Raw genomic sequence first — 19,358 nt, forward strand, 5'->3', positions numbered from 1 at the left:
CACCAGTACGGCTGACGTGTTATCCCACCGAGGCGCACTTGCATCGTTTTCGACTTCCAGACACTAAAGAACACCTTCGAGAATGAGCAATTGGTCGAAGAAAGGAATGTGCAAAATTGGCACATTCGTTCAGTATCGAGAACATGTTTGCATTGCAACCAGAGCGAGCCTGAAGCGCTCCGAGTCTGTCATTTAACTTACGTTCCCTTCGACGCACCCGGCTAACGGCCGTCTCCGCTTCATCTCAAAATTAACAGAATTGAACGAGCGTTCTTTTTTGTGTATTCTTCTCGGGTAACTCACAATCCCAGCGACACGGTAATCAGCGCTTTCCGGGAGTTTCCCGGAGAATCTGACTATCGCAGGCATCGAATGGAGGTAGACAAATGGCAGTGGACTACACGACTCGCGACGGCATCGCCGTTATCACGCTGAATAATCCGCCGGTGAACGGCCTCGGGTTTTCCACCCGGCTTGGCATTGTCGAGGGCCTTGAAAAAGCGCAGGCGGATGCGTCCGTCAGTGCGATCGTGATCATCGGCGCGGGCAAGGCGTTTTCCGGTGGCGCCGATATCACCGAATTCAACACGCCCAAGGCGACCCAGGAACCCACGCTGCATACGGTCATCAAGGTCGTAGAAGGCAGCGCAAAACCTGTCGTGGCAGCAATCCACAGTGTTGCAATGGGCGGCGGCCTCGAACTGGCGCTCGGCGCGCATTATCGGGTGGCGTCGGCGGGAGCGCAGATCGCGTTGCCCGAAGTCAAGCTCGGCATCCTGCCGGGCGCAGGCGGCACGCAGCGCTTGCCGCGCGCGGTCGGCCTGGAAACGGCGTTGAACATGATCGTGTCGGGTGCGCCGGTAATGTCGGAGAAACTGGCCGGAACGGGTTTGTTCGATCACATGGCGCAAGGCGATCTGCTCGACGAAGCCGTCAAATTCGCGCAGAAAGTGGGCGCGCAAAGCGGCCCGCATCCGAAGGTGCGCGATCGCAAGATCGAGCATCCGAACGCCGAAGGTTTTATCCAGTTCGCGCGCAACGGCGTCACGCCGCTCGCGAAGAACTTCCCGGCGCCGCTCAAATGTATCGATGCAGTGGAAGCCGGCGTGAAGCTGGGTTTCGATAAAGGCGTCGCTGTCGAACGCGAATGTTTCGTGGCGCTGGTGCAGACGCCTGAGAGCCGCGCGCTGCGGCACGCGTTCTTCGGCGAGCGCGCGGCGAGCAAGATTCCCGACGTGCCTTCGAGCACCCCGGTGCGCAAGATCGAGCGGGTTGGCGTGATCGGCGCGGGGACGATGGGCGGTGGTATCGCCATGAATTTCGTCAACGCGGGCCTGCCGGTCACGCTGCTGGAGACGAAGCAGGAAGCGCTGGAGCGTGGCCTTGCCACCATCCGCAAGAACTACGAAAGCGCCGTAAAAAAAGGCCGTCTGACGGCGGAGAAACTGGAAGAACGCATGGCGCTGATCACGCCGACACTCGCCTACGAGGACCTCAAAGAGGCCGACCTGATCATCGAAGCGGTGTTCGAGGAACTCGGCGTGAAAGAGCAGGTGTTTTCGAAACTCGATCAGGTCGCAAAGAAGGGGGCGATCCTGGCATCGAATACGTCTACGCTCGATGTGAACAAGATTGCAGCGTTCACCAAACGTCCCGAAGACGTGGTCGGCATGCATTTCTTTAGCCCCGCCAACGTGATGAAGTTGCTGGAAGTCGTGCGCGGCGCGAAGACATCCAAGGACGTGCTGGCCACCGTCATGCAACTCGCCAAGAAGATCAAGAAGACAGCCGTGGTGTCGGGCGTCTGCGATGGTTTTATCGGCAACCGGATGATCGAGCAGTATCTGCGTCAAGCGCTTTTCATGCTCGAAGAAGGCGCCTTGCCAGCGCAAGTGGACCGCGCTGTCGAGAAATTTGGCTTTGCGATGGGACCGTTCCGCATGAGCGACCTGGCGGGAAATGACATTGGCTGGGCAATCCGCAAGCGCCGTTATCAGGAGAAGCCGGATCTGAAGTATTCGAAGATCGCGGACCGCTTGTGCGAGACCGGACGCTTTGGACAAAAGACCGGCGCGGGCTGGTACGACTACAAGGCGGGCGATCGCACGGCGCATCCGTCGAAGATCGTCGACGAGATGATCGTTGCGTATTCGAAGGAACAGGGCGTCACGCGCCGCAAGATCTCCGATGATGAGATCGTCGAACGACTGGTGCTCGCGCTCGTCAACGAAGGCGCGCTGATCCTGGAGGAAGGGATTGCATCGAAGGCGTCGGACATCGACATGGTCTACCTGACCGGCTACGGTTTCCCGTTGTATCGCGGCGGACCGATGCTGTATGCGGATACGGTCGGCCTGTACAACGTCGAACGCGCAATGCGCAAATATGCCGCGCAAACCAACGGCGAAGCATGGAAGCCGGCGGCGCGCGTGACCGAACTGGCCGCTGAGGGCCGTGGCTTCAACAGCTAGACACAACCGGTGAGATTCGCGATGAAAGGCGCTGACGAAGTCCTGCTTGTGATTGATGTCCAGAATGATTTCATGCCTCGCGGTGCGTTGCCGGTCGCTCACGGCGATGAAGTCGTGCCCGTGATCAACCGCCTCGCGCGTGCGTTTTCGCATGTGGTGGCGACACAGGACTGGCATCCGGCGAAGCACATTTCCTTCGCGGAAAACCACACGGGACGCGCGCCTTTCGACATGGCCACGCTGAGCTACGGCCAGCAGGTTTTATGGCCGGCGCATTGCGTCCAGAACACGGACGGCGCGGCGCTGCATCGCGACCTCGACGTGCCGCACGCGCGCATGGTGATCCGCAAGGGCCATCACGTGGATGTCGATAGTTATTCGGCTTTCATGGAAGCCGACCGCATCACGCCGACGGGCCTCACGGGGTATCTCCGCGATGTCGGCGTGAAGCGGGTCTATTGCTGCGGGCTGGCGACGGACTATTGCGTCGCGTGGTCGGCGCTCGATGCGCGCAGCGCGGGTTTCGAAGCAGTTGTTATCGACGACGCCTGTCGCGCGATCGACCTCGACGGCTCGCTTGCGCGAGCGTGGGAGCAGATGACGGCAGCGGGTGTATCGCGGATCGGATCGACGGACTTGCTACGCTGAACAGTGGTTAAAGCCAAATTGAACCAACACTATTCGTATTCGAAGTGGAGACAAGCATGACTGACGCGGTAATCGTATCGACGGCGCGCACGGGCCTCGCCAAATCCTGGCGCGGCGCATTCAACATGACCCACGGCGCGACGCTCGGCGGGCATGCCACGCAAGCGGCTGTGGCGCGTGCGGGCATCGACCCGGCGCGCGTGGAAGACGTGATCATGGGTTGTGCGAATCCGGAAGGCGCGACCGGCATGAATATCGCGCGGCAGATTGCGTTGCGCGCGGGCCTGCCGGTCAGTGTGCCGGGCATGACCGTGAATCGCTTCTGCTCGTCGGGGCTGCAGACCATCGCGCTGGCGGCACAACGCGTGATCGCCGGCGAGGGTGATGTCTATGTGGCAGGCGGTGTGGAGTCCATCTCGTGCGTGCAGAACGAGATGAACCAGCACATGCTGTTGGATGGCTGGTTGAAGGAGCACAAGCCCGGCATCTACTGGTCGATGTTGCAGACGGCCGAAAACGTCGCCAAGCGCTACGAGATATCGAAAGAGCGGCAGGACGAGTACGGCGTGCAGTCTCAATTGCGTGCAGCCGCGGCTCAAGCAGCGGGCAAGTTCAACGACGAAATCGTACCGATCACGGTGCTTGCCGGTGTCGCCGACAAAGCCACGGGCCGCATGTTCACGAAGGAAGTCACGCTGGCCGCCGATGAAGGCATTCGCGCCGACACGACGCTCGAAGGGGTGTCGAAGATTCGCACCGCGATGCCTGGAGGCGTGGTCACCGCGGGCAACGCGAGTCAGTTCTCCGATGGCGCGTCGGCCTGTGTGGTGATGAACGCTGCGCTGGCTGAGAAAGAAGGGCTGAAGCCGCTGGGGATTTTCCGGGGGTTCGCGGTCGCGGGTTGCGAGCCGGATGAAATGGGTATTGGTCCCGTGTTCGCCGTGCCCAAGCTGTTGAAGAAAGCGGGCCTCAAGGTCAGCGATATCGACCTGTGGGAACTGAACGAAGCGTTCGCCGTGCAAGTGCTCTATTGCCGCGATACCTTGGGTATTCCGGCTGATCGTCTGAATGTGAACGGTGGCGCAATTGCGGTGGGGCATCCGTATGGCGTGTCGGGCGCGCGGCTCACGGGGCATGCGTTGATCGAAGGCAAGCGGCGCGGCGCGAAGTTTGTCGTGGTGACCATGTGCATTGGCGGCGGGCAGGGCGCGGCCGGGTTGTTTGAAGTAGTTTGATTTGACCGGTCGCCCGGCGTTTTTGATACGCTTGGGCGATCGACTGAGTCACCGTCTACATTCAGGAGCCCGTCTTGTTACGTCATATCGTCATGTGGAAGTTGAAGGAAAGCGCCGAGGGCGGCACTCGCGCTGAAAACATCGTCAAACTGAAAGCCAAGCTCGAAACCTGCCGCAGTATTGTTTCAGGTCAGGGCCACTTCGAAGTGGGCGTGGCGCAACCCGGTTTCGAAGCCACGTACGACGTGGTCCTCGTCTCCGATTTCGACAATTCCGAAGCCCTTCAGGCCTATCAAGTTCACCCGAAGCATCTGGCGATCAAGGACTTCGTTGCAGCGGTACGTGAATCGCGTCAATGCATCGATTACGAAGTCTGAGACCATGACCGATTTTTCCACGCTCCCTGAAAGCCCGTTCGTCGATTCACTCGGCGTGCAACTTATCTCCGCCGAAGACGGCGCAAGCGAAGTACTGCTGCCGCTGAGCGCCACGCACATGAATACCTGGGGCATTGCACACGGCGGCGTGACCATGACGCTCGCCGATGTCGCCCTCGCGATGGCCGCGCGCAGTCTCGCCGACAACGGCATCGGCGTGGTCACTGTCGAAATGAAAGTCAACTTCATGCAGCCGGGCCGCGGTGAACTCCGCGCGTTTGCCCGCGTGCTGCATCGCTCGACCACCATGGCGTATTGCGAAGGCGAAATCCGCGACAGCGAAGGCCACTTCGTCGCAAAAGCGCTCGGTACCTTCAAATACATGCGTAAGCTTGCCGTCGGTCGCGACATTGCGCAGCAACGCCTCCGTTCAGATCCGTCCGCCACACCCGGTCCCAGCGACGCCTGAAGCCGCTACCAGGGCGCGCCTCGCGCTTTGGCTTATCCCAGGACCGCACAGGAGCAACACGATGTCAGAACACAATTCAATCAACCGCCAGATCCTCCTCGTTTCGCGCCCGCAAGGCGCGGCAAGCGTCGATAACTTCAAACTCGTCGAAACCCCGCTCGAGCCGCTGGCCGAGGGGCAAGTGCGCGTGCGCAATCACTTCCTCTCGCTCGATCCGTACATGCGTAGCCGGATGGACGACTCGAAGTCGTACGCCGCATCGCAGCCGCTCAACGAGGTGATGATCGGCGGGACGGTGGGCGAAGTGGTGGAATCGAAGAATCCGAAGTTCGCGATCGGCGACAAAGTGGTCGGGATGTACGGATGGCAGGAATTTGGTACGTCGGATGGCAAGGGCTTACGTAAAGTCGACGACACCCATATCCCGCTTTCAGCGTATCTCGGTCCGGTCGGCATGCCCGGCGTAACCGCTTGGCTTGGACTCAACAAAATCATCGAGCCGAAAGCGGGTGAAACGGTCGTTGTCAGCGCGGCGAGTGGCGCGGTGGGAAGCGTGGTCGGCCAGTTGGCGAAAGCAGCCGGCTGCCGCGCAGTGGGCATTGCGGGCGGGGCGGACAAATGCCGCTACGTCACAGAGACGCTGGGTTTCGACGCATGCGTCGACTACAAGGCCGGCAACCTCCATGACGACCTCAAGGCGGCGTTGCCCAACGGGGCCGACGGTTACTTCGAAAACGTCGGCGGCGAGATACTGGACGCCGTGTTGTCGCGCATGAACGCGTTCGGGCGGATTGCGTTGTGCGGGATGATATCGAGTTATGACGGTTCGCCGATGCCGCTCAAAAAACCCGCTCTGCTGCTCACGCAACGCTTGAAGGTGCAGGGGTTTATCGTCAGCGAATCGCCGGAAGTGTGGCCCGAGGCGCTCACGCAACTCGGCGGGCTCGTTGCGCAGAAGAAGCTGCAATATCGCGAGACGATTGCGCAGGGCCTGGAAAATTCCCCGGAGGCTTTTCTCGGATTGCTCAAAGGCAAGAACTTCGGCAAGCAGCTCGTCAAGCTGATCTGAACGTTCGGATCGACAAGATCTAAAGGATTGAAAGGAGACAGCGTGGACCAGTTCGACGGCAAAGTGGCCGTGATCACGGGCGCCGGCAGCGGCTTCGGCCGCGAGTTCGCATTGAAGGGGGCGGCGCTGGGCATGAAGCTCGTACTCGCCGATGTCGATGTGAAAGGCCTCGCGGAAACGGTCGAGATGGCGCGCAATTTGGGCGCTGAAGCGCTCGGCGTGCCCACTGATGTCTCCGATGCCGCGCAGGTCGACGCGCTTGCGCGCACGACTATCGATACCTACGGCGCGGTGCATCTGCTCTTCAACAACGCGGGTGTCGGCACGGGCGGTTTCGTCTGGGAAAGCAGCGCGAACGACTGGGCGTGGGTGTTCGGCGTCAACGTAATGGGCGTGGCCAACGGCGTGCGCGCGTTCACGCCGTTGATGCTCGCGCAGCAAGAGCCGGCACATATTGTCAACACGGCGTCGGTGGCGGGCTTGCTGTCTGCGCCTGGGATGGGCGTCTATAACGCATCGAAGCACGCGGTCGTCGCGTTGACGGAGACGCTTTATCACGACCTGAAAATTGTCGACGGCCAAGTGGATTGTTCGTTGCTCTGCCCGGCATTCGTGCCGACAGGCATTGCGAACGCCGAGCGGGTGCGGCCCGAAGGCTTGCGCAACGATGACCCACTGACGGCATCGCAGCGCATGGCCGGCAAGCAGCTCACGAAGGCAGTGGAGAGCGGTAAGCTGAGCGCGAAACAGGTGGCGGAACTGACCTTCGACGCGGTGCGCGAACGGCGGTTTTACGTGCTGACGCACCCGAAGATCCTGGCGTCGGTGCAACTACGTTTCGACGACATCAAGCAGTTGCGCAATCCGACCGATCCGTTGTCGTTGAAGCCGGAGGTGAAGGGGTAGGAGGAGGGCGTTTGCAAGCTGACGCCCCAATTCGCAGCCCTATGTCATCATGGCGAGCTTACAACGCTCGCCAATTTCCCTGCTCCCATGCCGCTGAATCCCGCCATTGCACAGGTCGTCGAACTCATCGCGAAAGCCAAGCGGCCGCCGTTCCACACGCTTTCCGCTTCCGCCGCGCGCGCGTCCTACGAGCGCAGCGCGCTGATCCTCGACATCGCGCCGGCCGCGATGTTCGACGTCCACGAGCTCGCCATCCCTACGCGTGATCAAGCGTCCATCCGTGCGCGCCTTTACCACCCGGTCGAGCCCAACTGGGCAGCCCCTACGCCTACGCTGGTCTACTTTCACGGCGGTGGTTTTGTGGTCGGCAGCATCGATACCCACGACTCGCTCTGCCGACGCCTCGCCGCTGACTCAGGTTGCGCGGTGGCGTCGATCGACTACCGCCTTGCGCCCGAGCACAAGTTTCCGACCGCCGTGCACGATGCCTTCGACGCCCTCACGTGGCTTCACACGCAAGCGGCGTCGCTGGGGCTCGACAACATGCGCTTCGCGGTCGGCGGCGACAGCGCCGGTGGCACGCTCGCCACGGTGTGCGCCTTGCTCGCACGCGATGCCGGCATCCCGCTGCGTTTGCAGTTGCTGATTTATCCCGGCGTCAGCGCGCGGCAGGATACCCAATCACATGCTCAATTCGCCGAGGGGTTCGTGTTATCGGCGAAGACTATTCAGTGGTTTTTTGCGCAATATATTCGCGACGACGAAGACCGCGACGACTGGCGTTTTGCCCCGCTGGACGCACGCGGGCCAGTGCCGGATTTCACCGGTGTCGCCCCTTCGTGGATCGCCGCCGCCGATCACGATCCGCTCTTCGACGAAGACATAGCGTATGCGGCCAAGCTCGAAAGAGCGCATGTCCCAGTCGAACTGGTCCGCTATAAAGGCATGACGCACGAGTTCTTCAAGATGGGTGGTTTTGTGCCGGAGGTAGCGAAAGCGCATGCGGACGCGGCAGATGCATTGCGTCGATACATGGACGCTGGAAATAGCTAGGTGGGTTGACGTCAGACGAGCCATATGAAGGCAGCGGCCAAGTATGGCGAACCTCTAGTATTTACTCCGTCACGCGACAAAATATGTCAGTTCGAATCGTCGTGTATCAATAAGATATTCATCTATTCCGTGACGGTTGGAAAAAGGCGACGCAATAGGTAAGTGCATAGTGCCCACACCTGTTTAAACCTTAAAGCTGGGCGTGCTCCTCAAGTTTTCGCTTCGAACGCCAACGAGGTCGGGCAAGTAACTTTCCCTTCGTGATCAATTGTAAGCTATGCGAAATATGTTATTTTCTCAAGATGATACTCAACTGGGCATTGCCGAACGCACTACTTAGGATTATTAAATGGCTGCACTAGACAGAACTATTCCTGCTGTTGTTCACGATGATGGCTCGGTCCATTACTCATCGGTCATGTCGCATGAATCCGACACGAGCTCCGGTGTGTGCTACATGATTCCGAAACGAATCATTCCGGTGATTTTTGTGCCGGGGATCATGGGGCCGAATTTAAAGTCGATGGCAACGGATGAGAATAAGCAGAAATCCGTGTGGTCGGTCGATAGCAAGTGGAGCATTGGCACCCAATGGGGCGGAAAGGGACCGGCGCAACGTAAGCAATTCCTTGATCCAGCGAAGACGGAGGTCGACGGCGCTGGATCGATTGCCAAGGGCACCAAGAAGTCCGAAGCCGAACTGCGCCGCCGGGGTTGGGGTGAAGTGGCGGCTATGAGTTATGGCAGCTTTTTGGTCTGGCTGGAGAACGCCCTGAACGATGCTGATGCCAGCACGGACTACGGCATCACGGGATTGCGTGCCGAACTGATGAAGAAGTTGGTCGCCGAGGCGCCCGGTGTTGAGCCGTTGACCTATGACGAAGTAGCACTGTCGTACAAGTACCAGTTTCCCGTTCATGCAGTGGGATACAACTGGCTGCAGTCGAACGAGGATTCGGCGCAACGCCTGAGCGATCGAATCGAGCAGTTCATGGAGCATTACCGTAGCGAATTTGGCTATATGTGCGACAAGGTCATTCTCGTGACGCATTCAATGGGTGGACTCGTCGCCCGTCACTATTCTGAAGTGCTTGGCGGACATCCCAATGTGCTTGGGATTGTTCACGGAGTCATGCCCGCCACGGGCGCAGCGATGGCTTATAAAAGGGTAAAGGCCGGGACCGAGGGTATAGCCGGTCCAGTCCTAGGTGCGGATGCCGCCGAGGTAACCGCTGTCTTCGCGCAGGCCCCCGGCGCCTTGCAATTGCTGCCCGGGCCAGACTACGGAATGCATTGGCTGACGGTGCGGGATTTTGACAGTTCGACCAGCGTGCCTGTTCAAGACCCCTATGAGGAGGTCTATCTGCAGCGAGGTGTGTGGTGGGGATTGATTGAAGACCGGCTGCTTAACCCGCTTGATAAAGGAAAACTAACGACGGAGGCGGATTGGAAAGATTTCAAGAGATTGATCAACGAGTCCGTCAGAAAGTTCCATACCGATATCAGTGGGAAATACCATATGAACACGTACGTCTTTTATGGCGACGATGCCGCCCATAAGACGTGGGGAAACGTGATGTGGAAACGCACACGCCGGCAGTCTTATGGCAGCGTGCCAATCCCAGAACCAACGCTTGGCAAGCCATTGAGCGCGAAAGCAACCTGGAATCCGGGCCTTGGTCAACAAGTGATCTCCACCGACGGTGGCAAGGCATCGGATGGCGCGCTATTTGTGCTGCAAGACGCAGACGAGCGCGGCGACGGAACCGTACCCGTGCGTTCCGGCAAAGCACCAGCCGGACAACGTGGCGTCCAGGTTTGCGTGCCGTATTCCAGCATTGAGCATGAAGGTGCCTACAAGGACGAACAGAGCCGGCGCTTCGCCCTTTGGGCGATCACCAAGATCGCATATCGTGTTAAGCAAACGTCCATGGCGTACAAGACATGAAATGGACATCGCGCGTGAGCGCAGCGTGCCTCGTACTATGCCTAAGCGCATGCCACAAAACCGAACGGCTAACCCAGCAGGAACACATCACCGTGACTGAACTCACCGCTCGTCTAAAACCTCGTTGCGTGGGCCGCTTTTTGATCAATATGCCGGTGGATGCACTCTCCGCTGGCAGAACCGAAGTTCAGGGCGTCACGATTGAGACCCGTAAGATAACGCAGGAGGAGTACGGAACGGCAATGGACGCACTCAGCAAGAAACTGAATGCCACGAAAAGTACCAATGGCTACCGATTTGTTTATGCCGACGGCGAGATCGAGGGTATCAAGGGATCGCGGTATTTCATCTCGTTGGGGAAGCCCTACGCATCGACCGACAGCGAACGACTGATTGAAGCCTACAAATGGGACCAGGGCTATCAAATCAAGCTGCAGATCTCGGCGAGTGACGCCAAAAATTCGACCTATTTCAAAAATATGCCGAGCGTCAGAGACGATCCTGACATGACCGACACACCTGAGCGAACCCAGCGCGTTGTCTCCATGCTGAGCCGAATCCGCGGACGTGAAGACGATGACATTCCAACGGAACCTGGTGTTTGTTTTAAGGGCGGATTTTTGCCGGGTGCGGCTACCAGTGCGGAGAAAACTTCAAGAGATTTCATTTTGGAATCTATGCACGATGTGGGCTTTAGCATGAATACATACTCGAACATCAGTGAAGAGACCACCCTTCTGCAACGCACTGATATGAACGCGGCCATCGAAGCGGCTAACGGTCGGACGATCCGCAAGGGGCGAATCGAACTACAAGGAATACAGCAAGCGGAAGAATGGCTGAGCGACGGATTAACTGGCGCGAAGGTGCGCGGACACTACTTTGTGCTGGAGGCAAATTCGAAAATCGGAAGCACCGCAACGCCCATGGTTAGCCTTGATATGGACAACGGCGGACGACTCCCCGGAATCGACGGAGACCGTCAACTCACGCAAGCATCGCTGACCGAAGGCGAAGCGGTGGCCCTTTGGGATGCTGTTTCGCGCTCGTTACGCCCTCGGCCTAACGGCTTTTAAGCGGTCGGAAGTTCGGTATGGAAATCGATTTATCCTCGTCGCCTTCAGCGGTGAACACGTACGTCCTCTACGGCGACGATGCCGCACATAAGACGTGGGGAAACGTGACGTGGAAACGCACGCGCCGCCATTCTTATGGCGGCGTGCCAATCCTGGAACCAACGCTTGGTAATCCGTTGAGCGCGAAAGCACCCTGGAATCCGGGCACTGTCAACAAGTAGTCTCGACCAATGGCGGAAAAGCATCGGATGGCGCGCTGTTCGTATTGCAGGATGCCGATGAGCGCGGCGACGGAACGGTGCCTATTGGAAGGCGTTAAACCCCGGCGCCAGAACTTTACGCGCACAAAGTTTCGCTCGAAGTTCAACGGTGCTAAGCCGCTCTAAGCCGCCCGCACGATCGTGAAGGCATCGCTTCGTTCGAACGAGCCGGGACGTTGGATGTTATGTGAACCATTGTCGTCGCTGAGTTCCTTGATTTGCAGCGTCAAGTCACCGTCAACCGCCACTACCCGCAACGCCGTCGTACTCCGCGTGCCATAACCCTCTGACTCAATAAACGCCGCCGACAACACACGCTCGCGCTCAAGCGAGAGACCGGTGGACGGCAGCAGATGGTCATCGGCGAGTTGGGGATTACGCATGGTCTCAATCAAGCTGTCCAGCGACGGCCGTTCATCGACATGAAGCAGATCCCTCAACGCGTCGCGTTGCGCGACGAGCTTGGGCCAGGGTGTGTCGAGCAGACTATTCGACAACCCGTGAATGCCGGGGTCGAGCAGCGAAGGCGGGGCATCGGCACGATTGCCGTACCAGGCCAGTTCGCGCCGTGTGAAGTCGCCGACAACCAGATTGAACCCGTTGTACCGATGCCCGTCGCGGGCCACCGCGTCCAGATAGGCCATCGGTGCGACCGGTGCGCCGGATAAAAAGTCGCTGACCAAGGTACCGCGAGTCGGCGCGTTGGGCCGCACTTCCGCCGGCGCCCGATAGTTCGTCAACGCGGCAAAACGGCCGTCGCGCGTGACGCCGAGCCAGGTTCCGCCGCCCGTCAGATCGCGTCCGGCGAGCACCTCCGGCGCGTTCTCCCACCAGTGCAACGGCTCGGTTTCACGACGAAAAAACTCGTCGCGATTGGCCGCGAGCGTGAGCAATGGGCGCTCAGCGTCAGACGCCGCCGCGTTCGGTCGCCAATCGAAGACAATCAGACACATGAGCGAACCGTCCGCAATAAATCAGACTTCGCTCGGCAGCGCATAGGGCAGCGCCGAGAACTTCAGCGCGGGACCCGCCGCTGCACCGACGTGTACCGAACCCTGTTCAAGCGCCGCGAGCTTGATTTCCACGAGCGCATCGACGCCGCCGCCGGGCGCGGGCGCCACATTGACCACGAGGCCGCACGGCTGCCCCGGGTCGTCGGAGTGGAATAGTTCATCACCGGCTTTAGCGGTCTCGGCATGGGCGAGCGACGTGCGGCGCTTGATCGTCCCGCGATACTGGCTGCGCGCGACCACTTCCTGCCCCGGATAACAGCCCTTCTTGAAGTTGACGCCGCCGAGCACGTCGAAGTTGACCATCTGCGGGACAAATTGCTCCGAAGTCGGCTGCGTGATGCGCGGTTCGCCCGCGTGAATGTCGAGCCAGTCCCACAACTCGGCCGGCCCGCGCGTGAGCTGTTTTTCGATCTCGGCGAGGCGCGCTTCGACCTCCGCCTTCGGGCCGACCCACAAGAAGCGCGGCCGGCCGGCGGCATCGGGGACGCGGATCAGCGAGCCGAGCGGACCGTCCACCTTCACGTGCACGCCGTCGGGCATGGCGTCGAAGAGATGGGACAGCGTCTTGCGAACGTCGCCGGCAAAACCCACCGCGGCGAGCGACGGCGTGGCATCGACGAGCTTCGCTTTCGCGCGCATCACGAACATCGACAAGCGTTTCTGCACCGATGCCTGGATGTCGGCGGCGATCATCAGGCGCACGGCCTCGCCGCATCGCCACATCAAAAACGACGCCAGCAAGCGGCCCTTCGGCGAGCAATAGCCGGCCAGACGCGCGCTGGATGCGTCCAGGTGCTGGACGTCGCTCGTCAATTGCGTGTGAAGAAAAGCAGCGGCGTCGTCGCCCGTCGTGTCGATGATGCCGAATTGCGTCAGCGGCACGAATACGCCGGCGTGAAGCACGGCGTCGAAGGCAGACGGAAGCGGGGACGGAAGCGGAGATGAAAGCGATGAAGCGGTCGAAGAATTCATGGACCTGACTTGGGCGATGGCGAACTTGTATTATATGGGTCTTACTTAGAGCGTGTTTCGCATGTCCCTTTTGAAGAAATGTTTGATCGCGGCTGTCGTCGCGGTCGTGGTTGGCGGTGCGCTCGTCGGGGGCATGTTCAAGTGGGCGAATAGCCCGGTCGACCTGGCCTCACCCGAACTCGACATCACCATCAAGTCCCACAGCACGTTACGCAGCGTGGCTCTCCAGCTGGAGCGCGGCGGCGCGCACGTCCAACAGCAGTTGTTCGTGCTCATGACGCGCGTGCTCGGTCTTTCGGCGCAGCTCAAGTCCGGTAACTACGCGTTCAAGGCGGGCATCACGCCCTACGAGATGCTGCAGAAAATCGCGCGTGGCGACGTCAATGAATACGTGGCGACCGTGATAGAAGGGTGGACGTTCCAGAAAATGCGCAACGAACTGGACGGCAATCCGGCGCTGCAGCACGACACGGCCGGCATGACCGACACCGACTTGCTGAAGGCCATTGGCGCGCCGGACGACGAGATTGCGCGGGCGAGTGCGGAGGGCCTGTTTTTCCCCGACACCTATCTCTTCGACAAAGGCACGAGCGACATCGCCGTCTATAAACGCGCTCACAAGCTGATGCAGCAGCGGCTCGCCGAGGCCTGGGATACCCGCGCGCAGAATTTGCCGTACAAGACGCCTTACGAGGCTCTGATCATGGCGTCAATTGTTGAAAAGGAAACGGGTCGCGCCGCCGACCGGCCGCTGGTCGCGGCGGTGTTTGCAAACCGGCTGCGCATCGGCATGCCGCTGCAAACGGACCCTTCGGTGATCTATGGCCTGGGTTCGGCCTACGGCGGCCGGCTGCGTAAAAAAGACCTGCAAACCGACACTCCGTACAATACCTACACGCGCATGGGCCTTCCGCCCGGTCCGATCGCGTTGCCGGGCGTCGCAGCGCTCGCGGCGACGGTCAATCCTGCATCCAGCACGGCACTGTATTTCGTGTCGCGCGGCGACGGCAGCAGCTTCTTTTCAGACAATCTCGGCGACCACAATCGGGCCGTCGACAAGTACATCCGGGGACAATGATGGTGCGCGGCAGATTTATCACGTTTGAAGGCATCGACGGAGCGGGTAAGACCACGCACCTCGCGTGGTTTCGTCAGCGCCTGGACGACAAGATCGCTGCCACGGGCCGCTCGGTTGTGATCACGCGGGAGCCCGGCGGTACAACGCTGGGTGAAAGCCTGCGAGACTTGCTGCTCAATCAGCCGATGGACCTCGAAACCGAAGCGTTGCTGATGTTCGCCGCACGCCGCGAACATCTGGCGCAGATCATCGAGCCGGCGTTGGCCCGGGGCGACTGGGTGTTGTCGGATCGTTTCTCCGACGCCACCTTCGCGTATCAGGGGGGCGGTCGCGGTTTGCCGCGTGACAAGCTGGAAGCGCTTGAGCGCTGGGTACAGGGCGGTTTCCAGCCAGACCTGACCGTGCTCTTCGACGTACCGACGGACGTGGCCAGCGAACGACGCGGCGCGGTTCGCTCACCCGACAAGTTCGAGAGCGAATCGGATTCGTTTTTCAGCCGCACGAGGGCTGAGTATTTGCGCCGGGCGGCGGAATCGCCGGAGCGATTTGTGATAATTGATGCCACCCAAACGATAACCAATATCCAGAAACAACTTGAAGCAGTGATCGCAAGTATTTGATGTTTATAGAAATTAGTAGATAGAATTTACTTTAAGTGTTGCTCCATGACGGTTTCAGCCACTGACATCCTGTGCCACAACCTCTTGCCGAGCCTCGAAAAAGCTTCAATTAGTGTCGACAAACAATTGATTTAATTGAGTTTAATCGACAAGTTAAAGTAAATTCAGACTCGCAAGATTTTGTCGCAAACATCTGATCCAAAAGACATTTCATGATCTATCCGTGGCAAACCGATGACTGGGCCCATCTTGATCAACTGCGTGCAAGCTGGCCGCACGCGTTGCTTCTGCACGGTCGCGCGGGTATCGGTAAATTGCAGTTTGCGCAGCATCTTGCTCAAAGCCTGCTCTGCGAAACCCCGACCGACACGCGCGAACCGTGCGGAAAGTGTGTTGCCTGCCTGTGGTTCAGCCAGGGCAACCATCCTGACTATCGCGCGGTCCTGCCGGAAGCACTTGCCGGAGAATTGGTCAGCGAAGACAAGGCTGACAAGGCGGACGCCGAGGACGGCAAGAAAACGAAGGTGCTGAGCAAGGAGATCAAGATCGATCAGGTGCTCGGGCTGATGAATTTTTTCAGCCTCGGATCGCACCGGGGTGGCTTGCGGGTCGTGTTGCTGTATCCGGCTGAATCGATCAACGTGTTCGCCGCAAACGCATTGCTCAAGACGCTGGAGGAACCGCCCGCGGGCGTGGTGTTCATTCTGGTGACGGCGCGCATAGACCGCTTGCTGCCAACGATCATCAGCCGCTGCCGCCAATGGCCGATGACCCTCCCGGCCACCGAGCCCGCCGTCGCGTGGCTGGCGCAGCAGGGCGTGGAGCGTCCCGCAGCCGTACTGGCAGAATCCGGCGGCGCGCCGCTGACCGCGCTGGCGCTCGCCTCCGACGAAAATCGCGCGCTGCGTGATTTCGCGCTGGCGCAACTGGCCGCCGGCCCCGCCTGCGACGCTTTCGCGTGCGGAGAAAGCCTGCAGAAGCTGCCGGTGCCCATGGTGCTGGGCTGGCTGCAGCGATGGCTTTACGACCTTCTCGCCCAAAAAGCGGCGGGGCGTCCGCGCTACTTCCCGGGCGCATCGAAGGCGCTCGAACGCTGCGCCGCGCAGATCGATACCGAGCGTTTCGCCCACTTTCAAAAGACGGTGACACGGCAACGCGCGGTGGAAAATCATCCGCTGAACGCGCGGCTGGTGTTCGAAGAACTGTTCCTGGGCTACCGCGACGTGTTCACCGCGGCCTGACTACCGACTCCCTCTTTTTGCATACGAACACACTATGAACCCCAATTACCGCGACGCCACGCTCGACGATCTTCCGGGCATCGTGGCCATCTACAATTCCACCGTGCCTTCACGCCTCGTAACCGCTGATCTAGAACCAGTCACGGTCGAAAGCCGGCTCGCGTGGTTTCATGCCCATGGTCCGAACGCACGTCCGTTATGGGTGGTCGAAGAAAATGGCGCGATCATCGCATGGCTGAGTTTCTCGGATTTTTACGGCCGTCCGGCCTATCTGCGCACGGCGGAAGTCAGCATTTATCTCGCCGAAAGCGCGCGTGGCAAGGGGCTTGGGAAGCAGTTGTTGCAAGTGGCGCTGGAACGCGCACCGGCATTGGGTATCGACACACTGTTGGGTTTCATCTTCGGCCACAACGAACCGAGCCTGCGCCTGTTCCAGCGCTTTGAATTCCAGACGTGGGGGTCGCTGCCGCGCGTCGCGGTGCTGGACGGCGTTGAACGAGACCTCTTGATTCTGGGCCGGCGGCTCGGTTGACCGATAGCTCGCTCCCTATCCCAATCCCGCTTTAACGGAACCCCCATGTTCGTCGATTCGCATTGCCACATCAATTTCGAAGGCCTGGCCGACCGTCTGCCCGAAGTGCTCGACAAAATGCGCGAGCTGAAGGTGACGCATGCGCTGTGCGTCTCGGTTGATCTGGAAACGCTGCCTTCGGTGTTGAAGATCGCCGAAGAGAACGAGCATATTTACGCATCGGTCGGCGTGCATCCGGATCACGAAGACGCGCGCGAACCAAGCGTGGCGGATCTCGTGGAACTGGCGCGGCATCCGAAAGTAGTGGCTATCGGCGAGACGGGTCTGGATTATTACCGTCTGGAAGGCCGCAGCATCGCCGATATGGAATGGCAGCGTGAACGTTTCCGCACGCATATTCGGGCGGCGCACGCGACGGCGAAACCGCTGATCATCCATACGCGTTCGTCGTGGGAAGACACGCTGCGCATCATGGCCGAGGAGCGCGCAAGCGTACCGGGCGGCGTGATGCATTGCTTCACGGAACCATGGCATGTCGCCGAGGCCGCGCTTGCCCAGGATTTTTACATTTCGCTGTCGGGCATTGTCACGTTCAAGAGCGCGAAAGACGTGCAGGACGTCGCGGGCCGTGTGCCGCTCGAGCGGTTGCTGATTGAAACGGACTCGCCGTATCTGGCGCCGGTGCCGTATCGCGGGAAATCGAATGAACCTGCGTACGTAAGTTATGTCGGACGCTTCATCGCGCAATTGCGCGAGATGCCGGAAGCAGCATTGGCGGCAGCCACGACGCGTAATTTTTTCACGCTGTTCAAGATTCCGCAGCCGGTTGGGCACTGAAGTCCACTATGGTCCCTTTGCCGCAACGCGCCCGATTGCGCGCCTGACAGATTCTTTATTTCGATATCAGAACGTTAAGTAATCCCCAAGGAACACATGCCTACATTTTCGACGGTTTCTTCTTCCAGCCTCTCCACGTCCTCAACCCGCCAATCCGCCCTGACGCGCAGAACGTGGCGAACCCTCGTGACCGGCCTGGTGCTGACGGCCGCCGCCATCGCGCAACCCGCCTTTGCAACGCCTGCCGACTCCATGATCAAGGCAGTAAAGTTTGACGACATATCTGCCGTTAAAAAGCTGTTGGCACAGGGCGTGGATCCGAATCTCGTCGATGACACCGGCACGCCGTTGCTCGTGATCGCGGCGAGGGAGAAGTCGGACAAGGTAGGCAAGCTGCTTGCCGATAATCCGAACATCGACCTTGAAAAGCTCGATCCCGCCGGTGAAAACGCGATGATGCTGGCCGCGCTCAACGACGACCTCACCTTCGTGAACGTGCTGATCGCGAACAACGCGGAAGTGAACAAGAAGGGCTGGACGCCGCTGCACTATGCTGCGACCAACGGGCATGACGACGTAGTGAAGGTGTTGCTCGACCATTCGGCTTACATCGACTCGGGGTCACCCAACGGCACGACTCCGCTGATGATGGCGGCGCGCGGCGGTCATCTGTCGACGGTCAAGCTGTTGCTCGATGAAGGCGCCGACCTGCGGGTGAAGAACCAGATTGGCCTGACGGCGGTGGACTTCGCGAAGCAGTATCACGAAAAAGATGTGGCGGAAGGCTTGGCGGCACGGCTGGCATCGATGCAAAACCAGGGCGCGGCAGCAGGCGCATCCGGGGCACCGCAAAGCGGCGCAAACAGTGCAAAATGACGCTCGCACGGCGAGGAACGTGACTCGGGTCTGACTCGAGTCTGACTTCGGTCAGCCCGACAACAGGTCCCGACCGCGCGGTACGAGGAACATACGAAGAACAGCGTGTGTGATCCGGAAATGATGAGCCGAGGAATGGCGCGTCCGGATGCGCTCGCTGAAAAGACGGGTTTGGGCCTTCAACACAGGATGTTTTTACCTGCGCATCCAGGCCGGCCCGCAACTGCCAACATAAGAAAGGACCATCATGCAGCGGGTTTTTGTCATGGCCAGTGTGCTCGCGTTTCCGCTTAGCGCGGCCGCGTTCACAGGCAACGATCTGAACATGCTTTGTACCAAGACGGACACCGCCTCACGCAGCGCATGCGCGGCTTATATAGAAGGTGCCGCTGACGGCATCTACAACACCATCGAAGCAATTGGCGGCACATCAGGACCGCAGGTCGGCCAGTATTTTTGCCTGCCAGTCGATGTCAAACCGCAGGAACTGACAGACGCGGTACGCAAGTTCATCGCCGACAATCCCACGCGCGGCAACTTCAACGCCACGACCATGGTGTCGCTCGGGCTCGGCAAGGCGTTCCCCTGCAAAGCAGAAAAGTAAGCCACCACTCGGCGTGACACGGCTCATCCAAGCCAACCTCCAAGCCACCGGCCGACCGTCCCGCGCGGCGTAT

General features: G+C 59.7%; 20 protein-coding genes. 18 read left to right on the plus strand and 2 right to left on the minus strand.

The window, feature by feature from the left end:
- The first annotated feature begins 386 nt into the window (after positions 1–386).
- The 11 genes from BSU04_RS09165 to BSU04_RS09215 all read left to right on the plus strand — a co-directional run bounded on the left by BSU04_RS09165 (position 387) and on the right by BSU04_RS09215 (position 11,473).
- On the plus strand, positions 387–2,471 hold the full coding sequence (locus tag BSU04_RS09165) for a 3-hydroxyacyl-CoA dehydrogenase NAD-binding domain-containing protein (RefSeq protein ID WP_089160319.1): 2,085 nt from the start codon (positions 387–389) through the stop codon (positions 2,469–2,471).
- A 21-nt stretch (positions 2,472–2,492) separates the two neighbouring features.
- Entirely contained in the window at positions 2,493–3,119 is a 627-nt protein-coding gene (gene pncA, locus BSU04_RS09170) for a bifunctional nicotinamidase/pyrazinamidase (RefSeq protein ID WP_089160320.1), read from the plus strand.
- Positions 3,120–3,175: 56 nt separating this feature from the next.
- Positions 3,176–4,354: an acetyl-CoA C-acyltransferase gene (locus BSU04_RS09175; protein ID WP_089160321.1), complete on the plus strand. Its 1,179-nt coding sequence runs from the start codon at positions 3,176–3,178 to the stop codon at positions 4,352–4,354.
- A 74-nt stretch (positions 4,355–4,428) separates the two neighbouring features.
- On the plus strand, positions 4,429–4,731 hold the full coding sequence (locus BSU04_RS09180; protein ID WP_089160322.1) for a Dabb family protein: 303 nt from the start codon (positions 4,429–4,431) through the stop codon (positions 4,729–4,731).
- A 4-nt stretch (positions 4,732–4,735) separates the two neighbouring features.
- On the plus strand, positions 4,736–5,200 hold the full coding sequence (locus BSU04_RS09185) for a PaaI family thioesterase (RefSeq protein ID WP_089160323.1): 465 nt from the start codon (positions 4,736–4,738) through the stop codon (positions 5,198–5,200).
- Between the two features lie 61 nt (positions 5,201–5,261).
- The gene (locus tag BSU04_RS09190) at positions 5,262–6,269 is read left to right on the plus strand and encodes an NADP-dependent oxidoreductase (RefSeq protein ID WP_089160324.1); all 1,008 of its coding nucleotides are present in this window, start codon (positions 5,262–5,264) and stop codon (positions 6,267–6,269) included.
- Between the two features lie 42 nt (positions 6,270–6,311).
- Entirely contained in the window at positions 6,312–7,175 is an 864-nt protein-coding gene (locus tag BSU04_RS09195; protein WP_089160325.1) for an SDR family oxidoreductase, read from the plus strand.
- Positions 7,176–7,262: 87 nt separating this feature from the next.
- Positions 7,263–8,228 (plus strand): alpha/beta hydrolase, encoded by a 966-nt coding sequence (locus BSU04_RS09200; RefSeq protein WP_089160326.1) that lies wholly within the window; start codon positions 7,263–7,265, stop codon positions 8,226–8,228.
- 349 nt (positions 8,229–8,577) lie between these two features.
- A complete protein-coding gene (locus BSU04_RS09205; protein ID WP_144021170.1) occupies positions 8,578–10,176 on the plus strand; it encodes an alpha/beta fold hydrolase in 1,599 nt (532 codons plus the stop codon).
- Between the two features lie 92 nt (positions 10,177–10,268).
- The gene (locus tag BSU04_RS09210; RefSeq protein ID WP_144021171.1) at positions 10,269–11,252 is read left to right on the plus strand and encodes a T6SS immunity protein Tli4 family protein; all 984 of its coding nucleotides are present in this window, start codon (positions 10,269–10,271) and stop codon (positions 11,250–11,252) included.
- Between the two features lie 17 nt (positions 11,253–11,269).
- Positions 11,270–11,473 carry a hypothetical protein gene (locus BSU04_RS09215; protein WP_089160329.1) on the plus strand — a complete coding sequence of 68 codons (204 nt, stop codon included), beginning with the start codon at positions 11,270–11,272 and terminating at the stop codon, positions 11,471–11,473.
- A gap of 161 nt (positions 11,474–11,634) precedes the next feature.
- On the opposite strand, the gene BSU04_RS09220 is transcribed toward BSU04_RS09215, so the two are convergent.
- Both BSU04_RS09220 and ygfZ read right to left on the minus strand, forming a co-directional pair.
- Positions 11,635–12,465 carry an NRDE family protein gene (locus BSU04_RS09220; RefSeq protein WP_089160330.1) on the minus strand — a complete coding sequence of 277 codons (831 nt, stop codon included), beginning with the start codon at positions 12,463–12,465 and terminating at the stop codon, positions 11,635–11,637.
- 21 nt (positions 12,466–12,486) lie between these two features.
- Positions 12,487–13,497 (minus strand): CAF17-like 4Fe-4S cluster assembly/insertion protein YgfZ, encoded by a 1,011-nt coding sequence (ygfZ, locus tag BSU04_RS09225; RefSeq protein ID WP_089160331.1) that lies wholly within the window; start codon positions 13,495–13,497, stop codon positions 12,487–12,489.
- A 61-nt stretch (positions 13,498–13,558) separates the two neighbouring features.
- Here ygfZ and mltG point away from each other — a divergent pair, with 61 nt between their 5' ends.
- From mltG to BSU04_RS09260, 7 genes are all read left to right on the plus strand, one after another.
- Positions 13,559–14,575, plus strand: coding sequence for an endolytic transglycosylase MltG (gene mltG, locus BSU04_RS09230; RefSeq protein WP_089160360.1), 1,017 nt, complete (start codon positions 13,559–13,561; stop codon positions 14,573–14,575).
- The gene (gene tmk / locus BSU04_RS09235) at positions 14,575–15,195 is read left to right on the plus strand and encodes a dTMP kinase (RefSeq protein WP_089160332.1); all 621 of its coding nucleotides are present in this window, start codon (positions 14,575–14,577) and stop codon (positions 15,193–15,195) included. The genes mltG and tmk overlap by 1 nt, the downstream gene beginning before the upstream one ends.
- A 212-nt stretch (positions 15,196–15,407) precedes the next feature.
- Positions 15,408–16,436: a DNA polymerase III subunit delta' gene (locus BSU04_RS09240; RefSeq protein ID WP_089160333.1), complete on the plus strand. Its 1,029-nt coding sequence runs from the start codon at positions 15,408–15,410 to the stop codon at positions 16,434–16,436.
- A gap of 34 nt (positions 16,437–16,470) precedes the next feature.
- On the plus strand, positions 16,471–16,968 hold the full coding sequence (locus BSU04_RS09245; RefSeq protein ID WP_089160334.1) for a GNAT family N-acetyltransferase: 498 nt from the start codon (positions 16,471–16,473) through the stop codon (positions 16,966–16,968).
- 45 nt (positions 16,969–17,013) lie between these two features.
- A complete protein-coding gene (locus tag BSU04_RS09250; protein ID WP_089160335.1) occupies positions 17,014–17,805 on the plus strand; it encodes a TatD family hydrolase in 792 nt (263 codons plus the stop codon).
- A gap of 96 nt (positions 17,806–17,901) precedes the next feature.
- Positions 17,902–18,681, plus strand: a complete 780-nt coding sequence (locus BSU04_RS09255) for an ankyrin repeat domain-containing protein (protein WP_089160336.1) — start codon at positions 17,902–17,904, stop codon at positions 18,679–18,681.
- Between the two features lie 247 nt (positions 18,682–18,928).
- Complete coding sequence (locus tag BSU04_RS09260; protein ID WP_089160337.1) at positions 18,929–19,285, plus strand: Rap1a/Tai family immunity protein; 357 nt, start codon at positions 18,929–18,931, stop codon at positions 19,283–19,285.
- Positions 19,286–19,358: the final 73 nt, after the last annotated feature.

Origin of the sequence: Caballeronia sordidicola, assembly GCF_002220365.1 — a bacterium.
GTDB classification, from domain to species: Bacteria; Pseudomonadota; Gammaproteobacteria; order Burkholderiales; family Burkholderiaceae; genus Caballeronia; species Caballeronia sordidicola_C.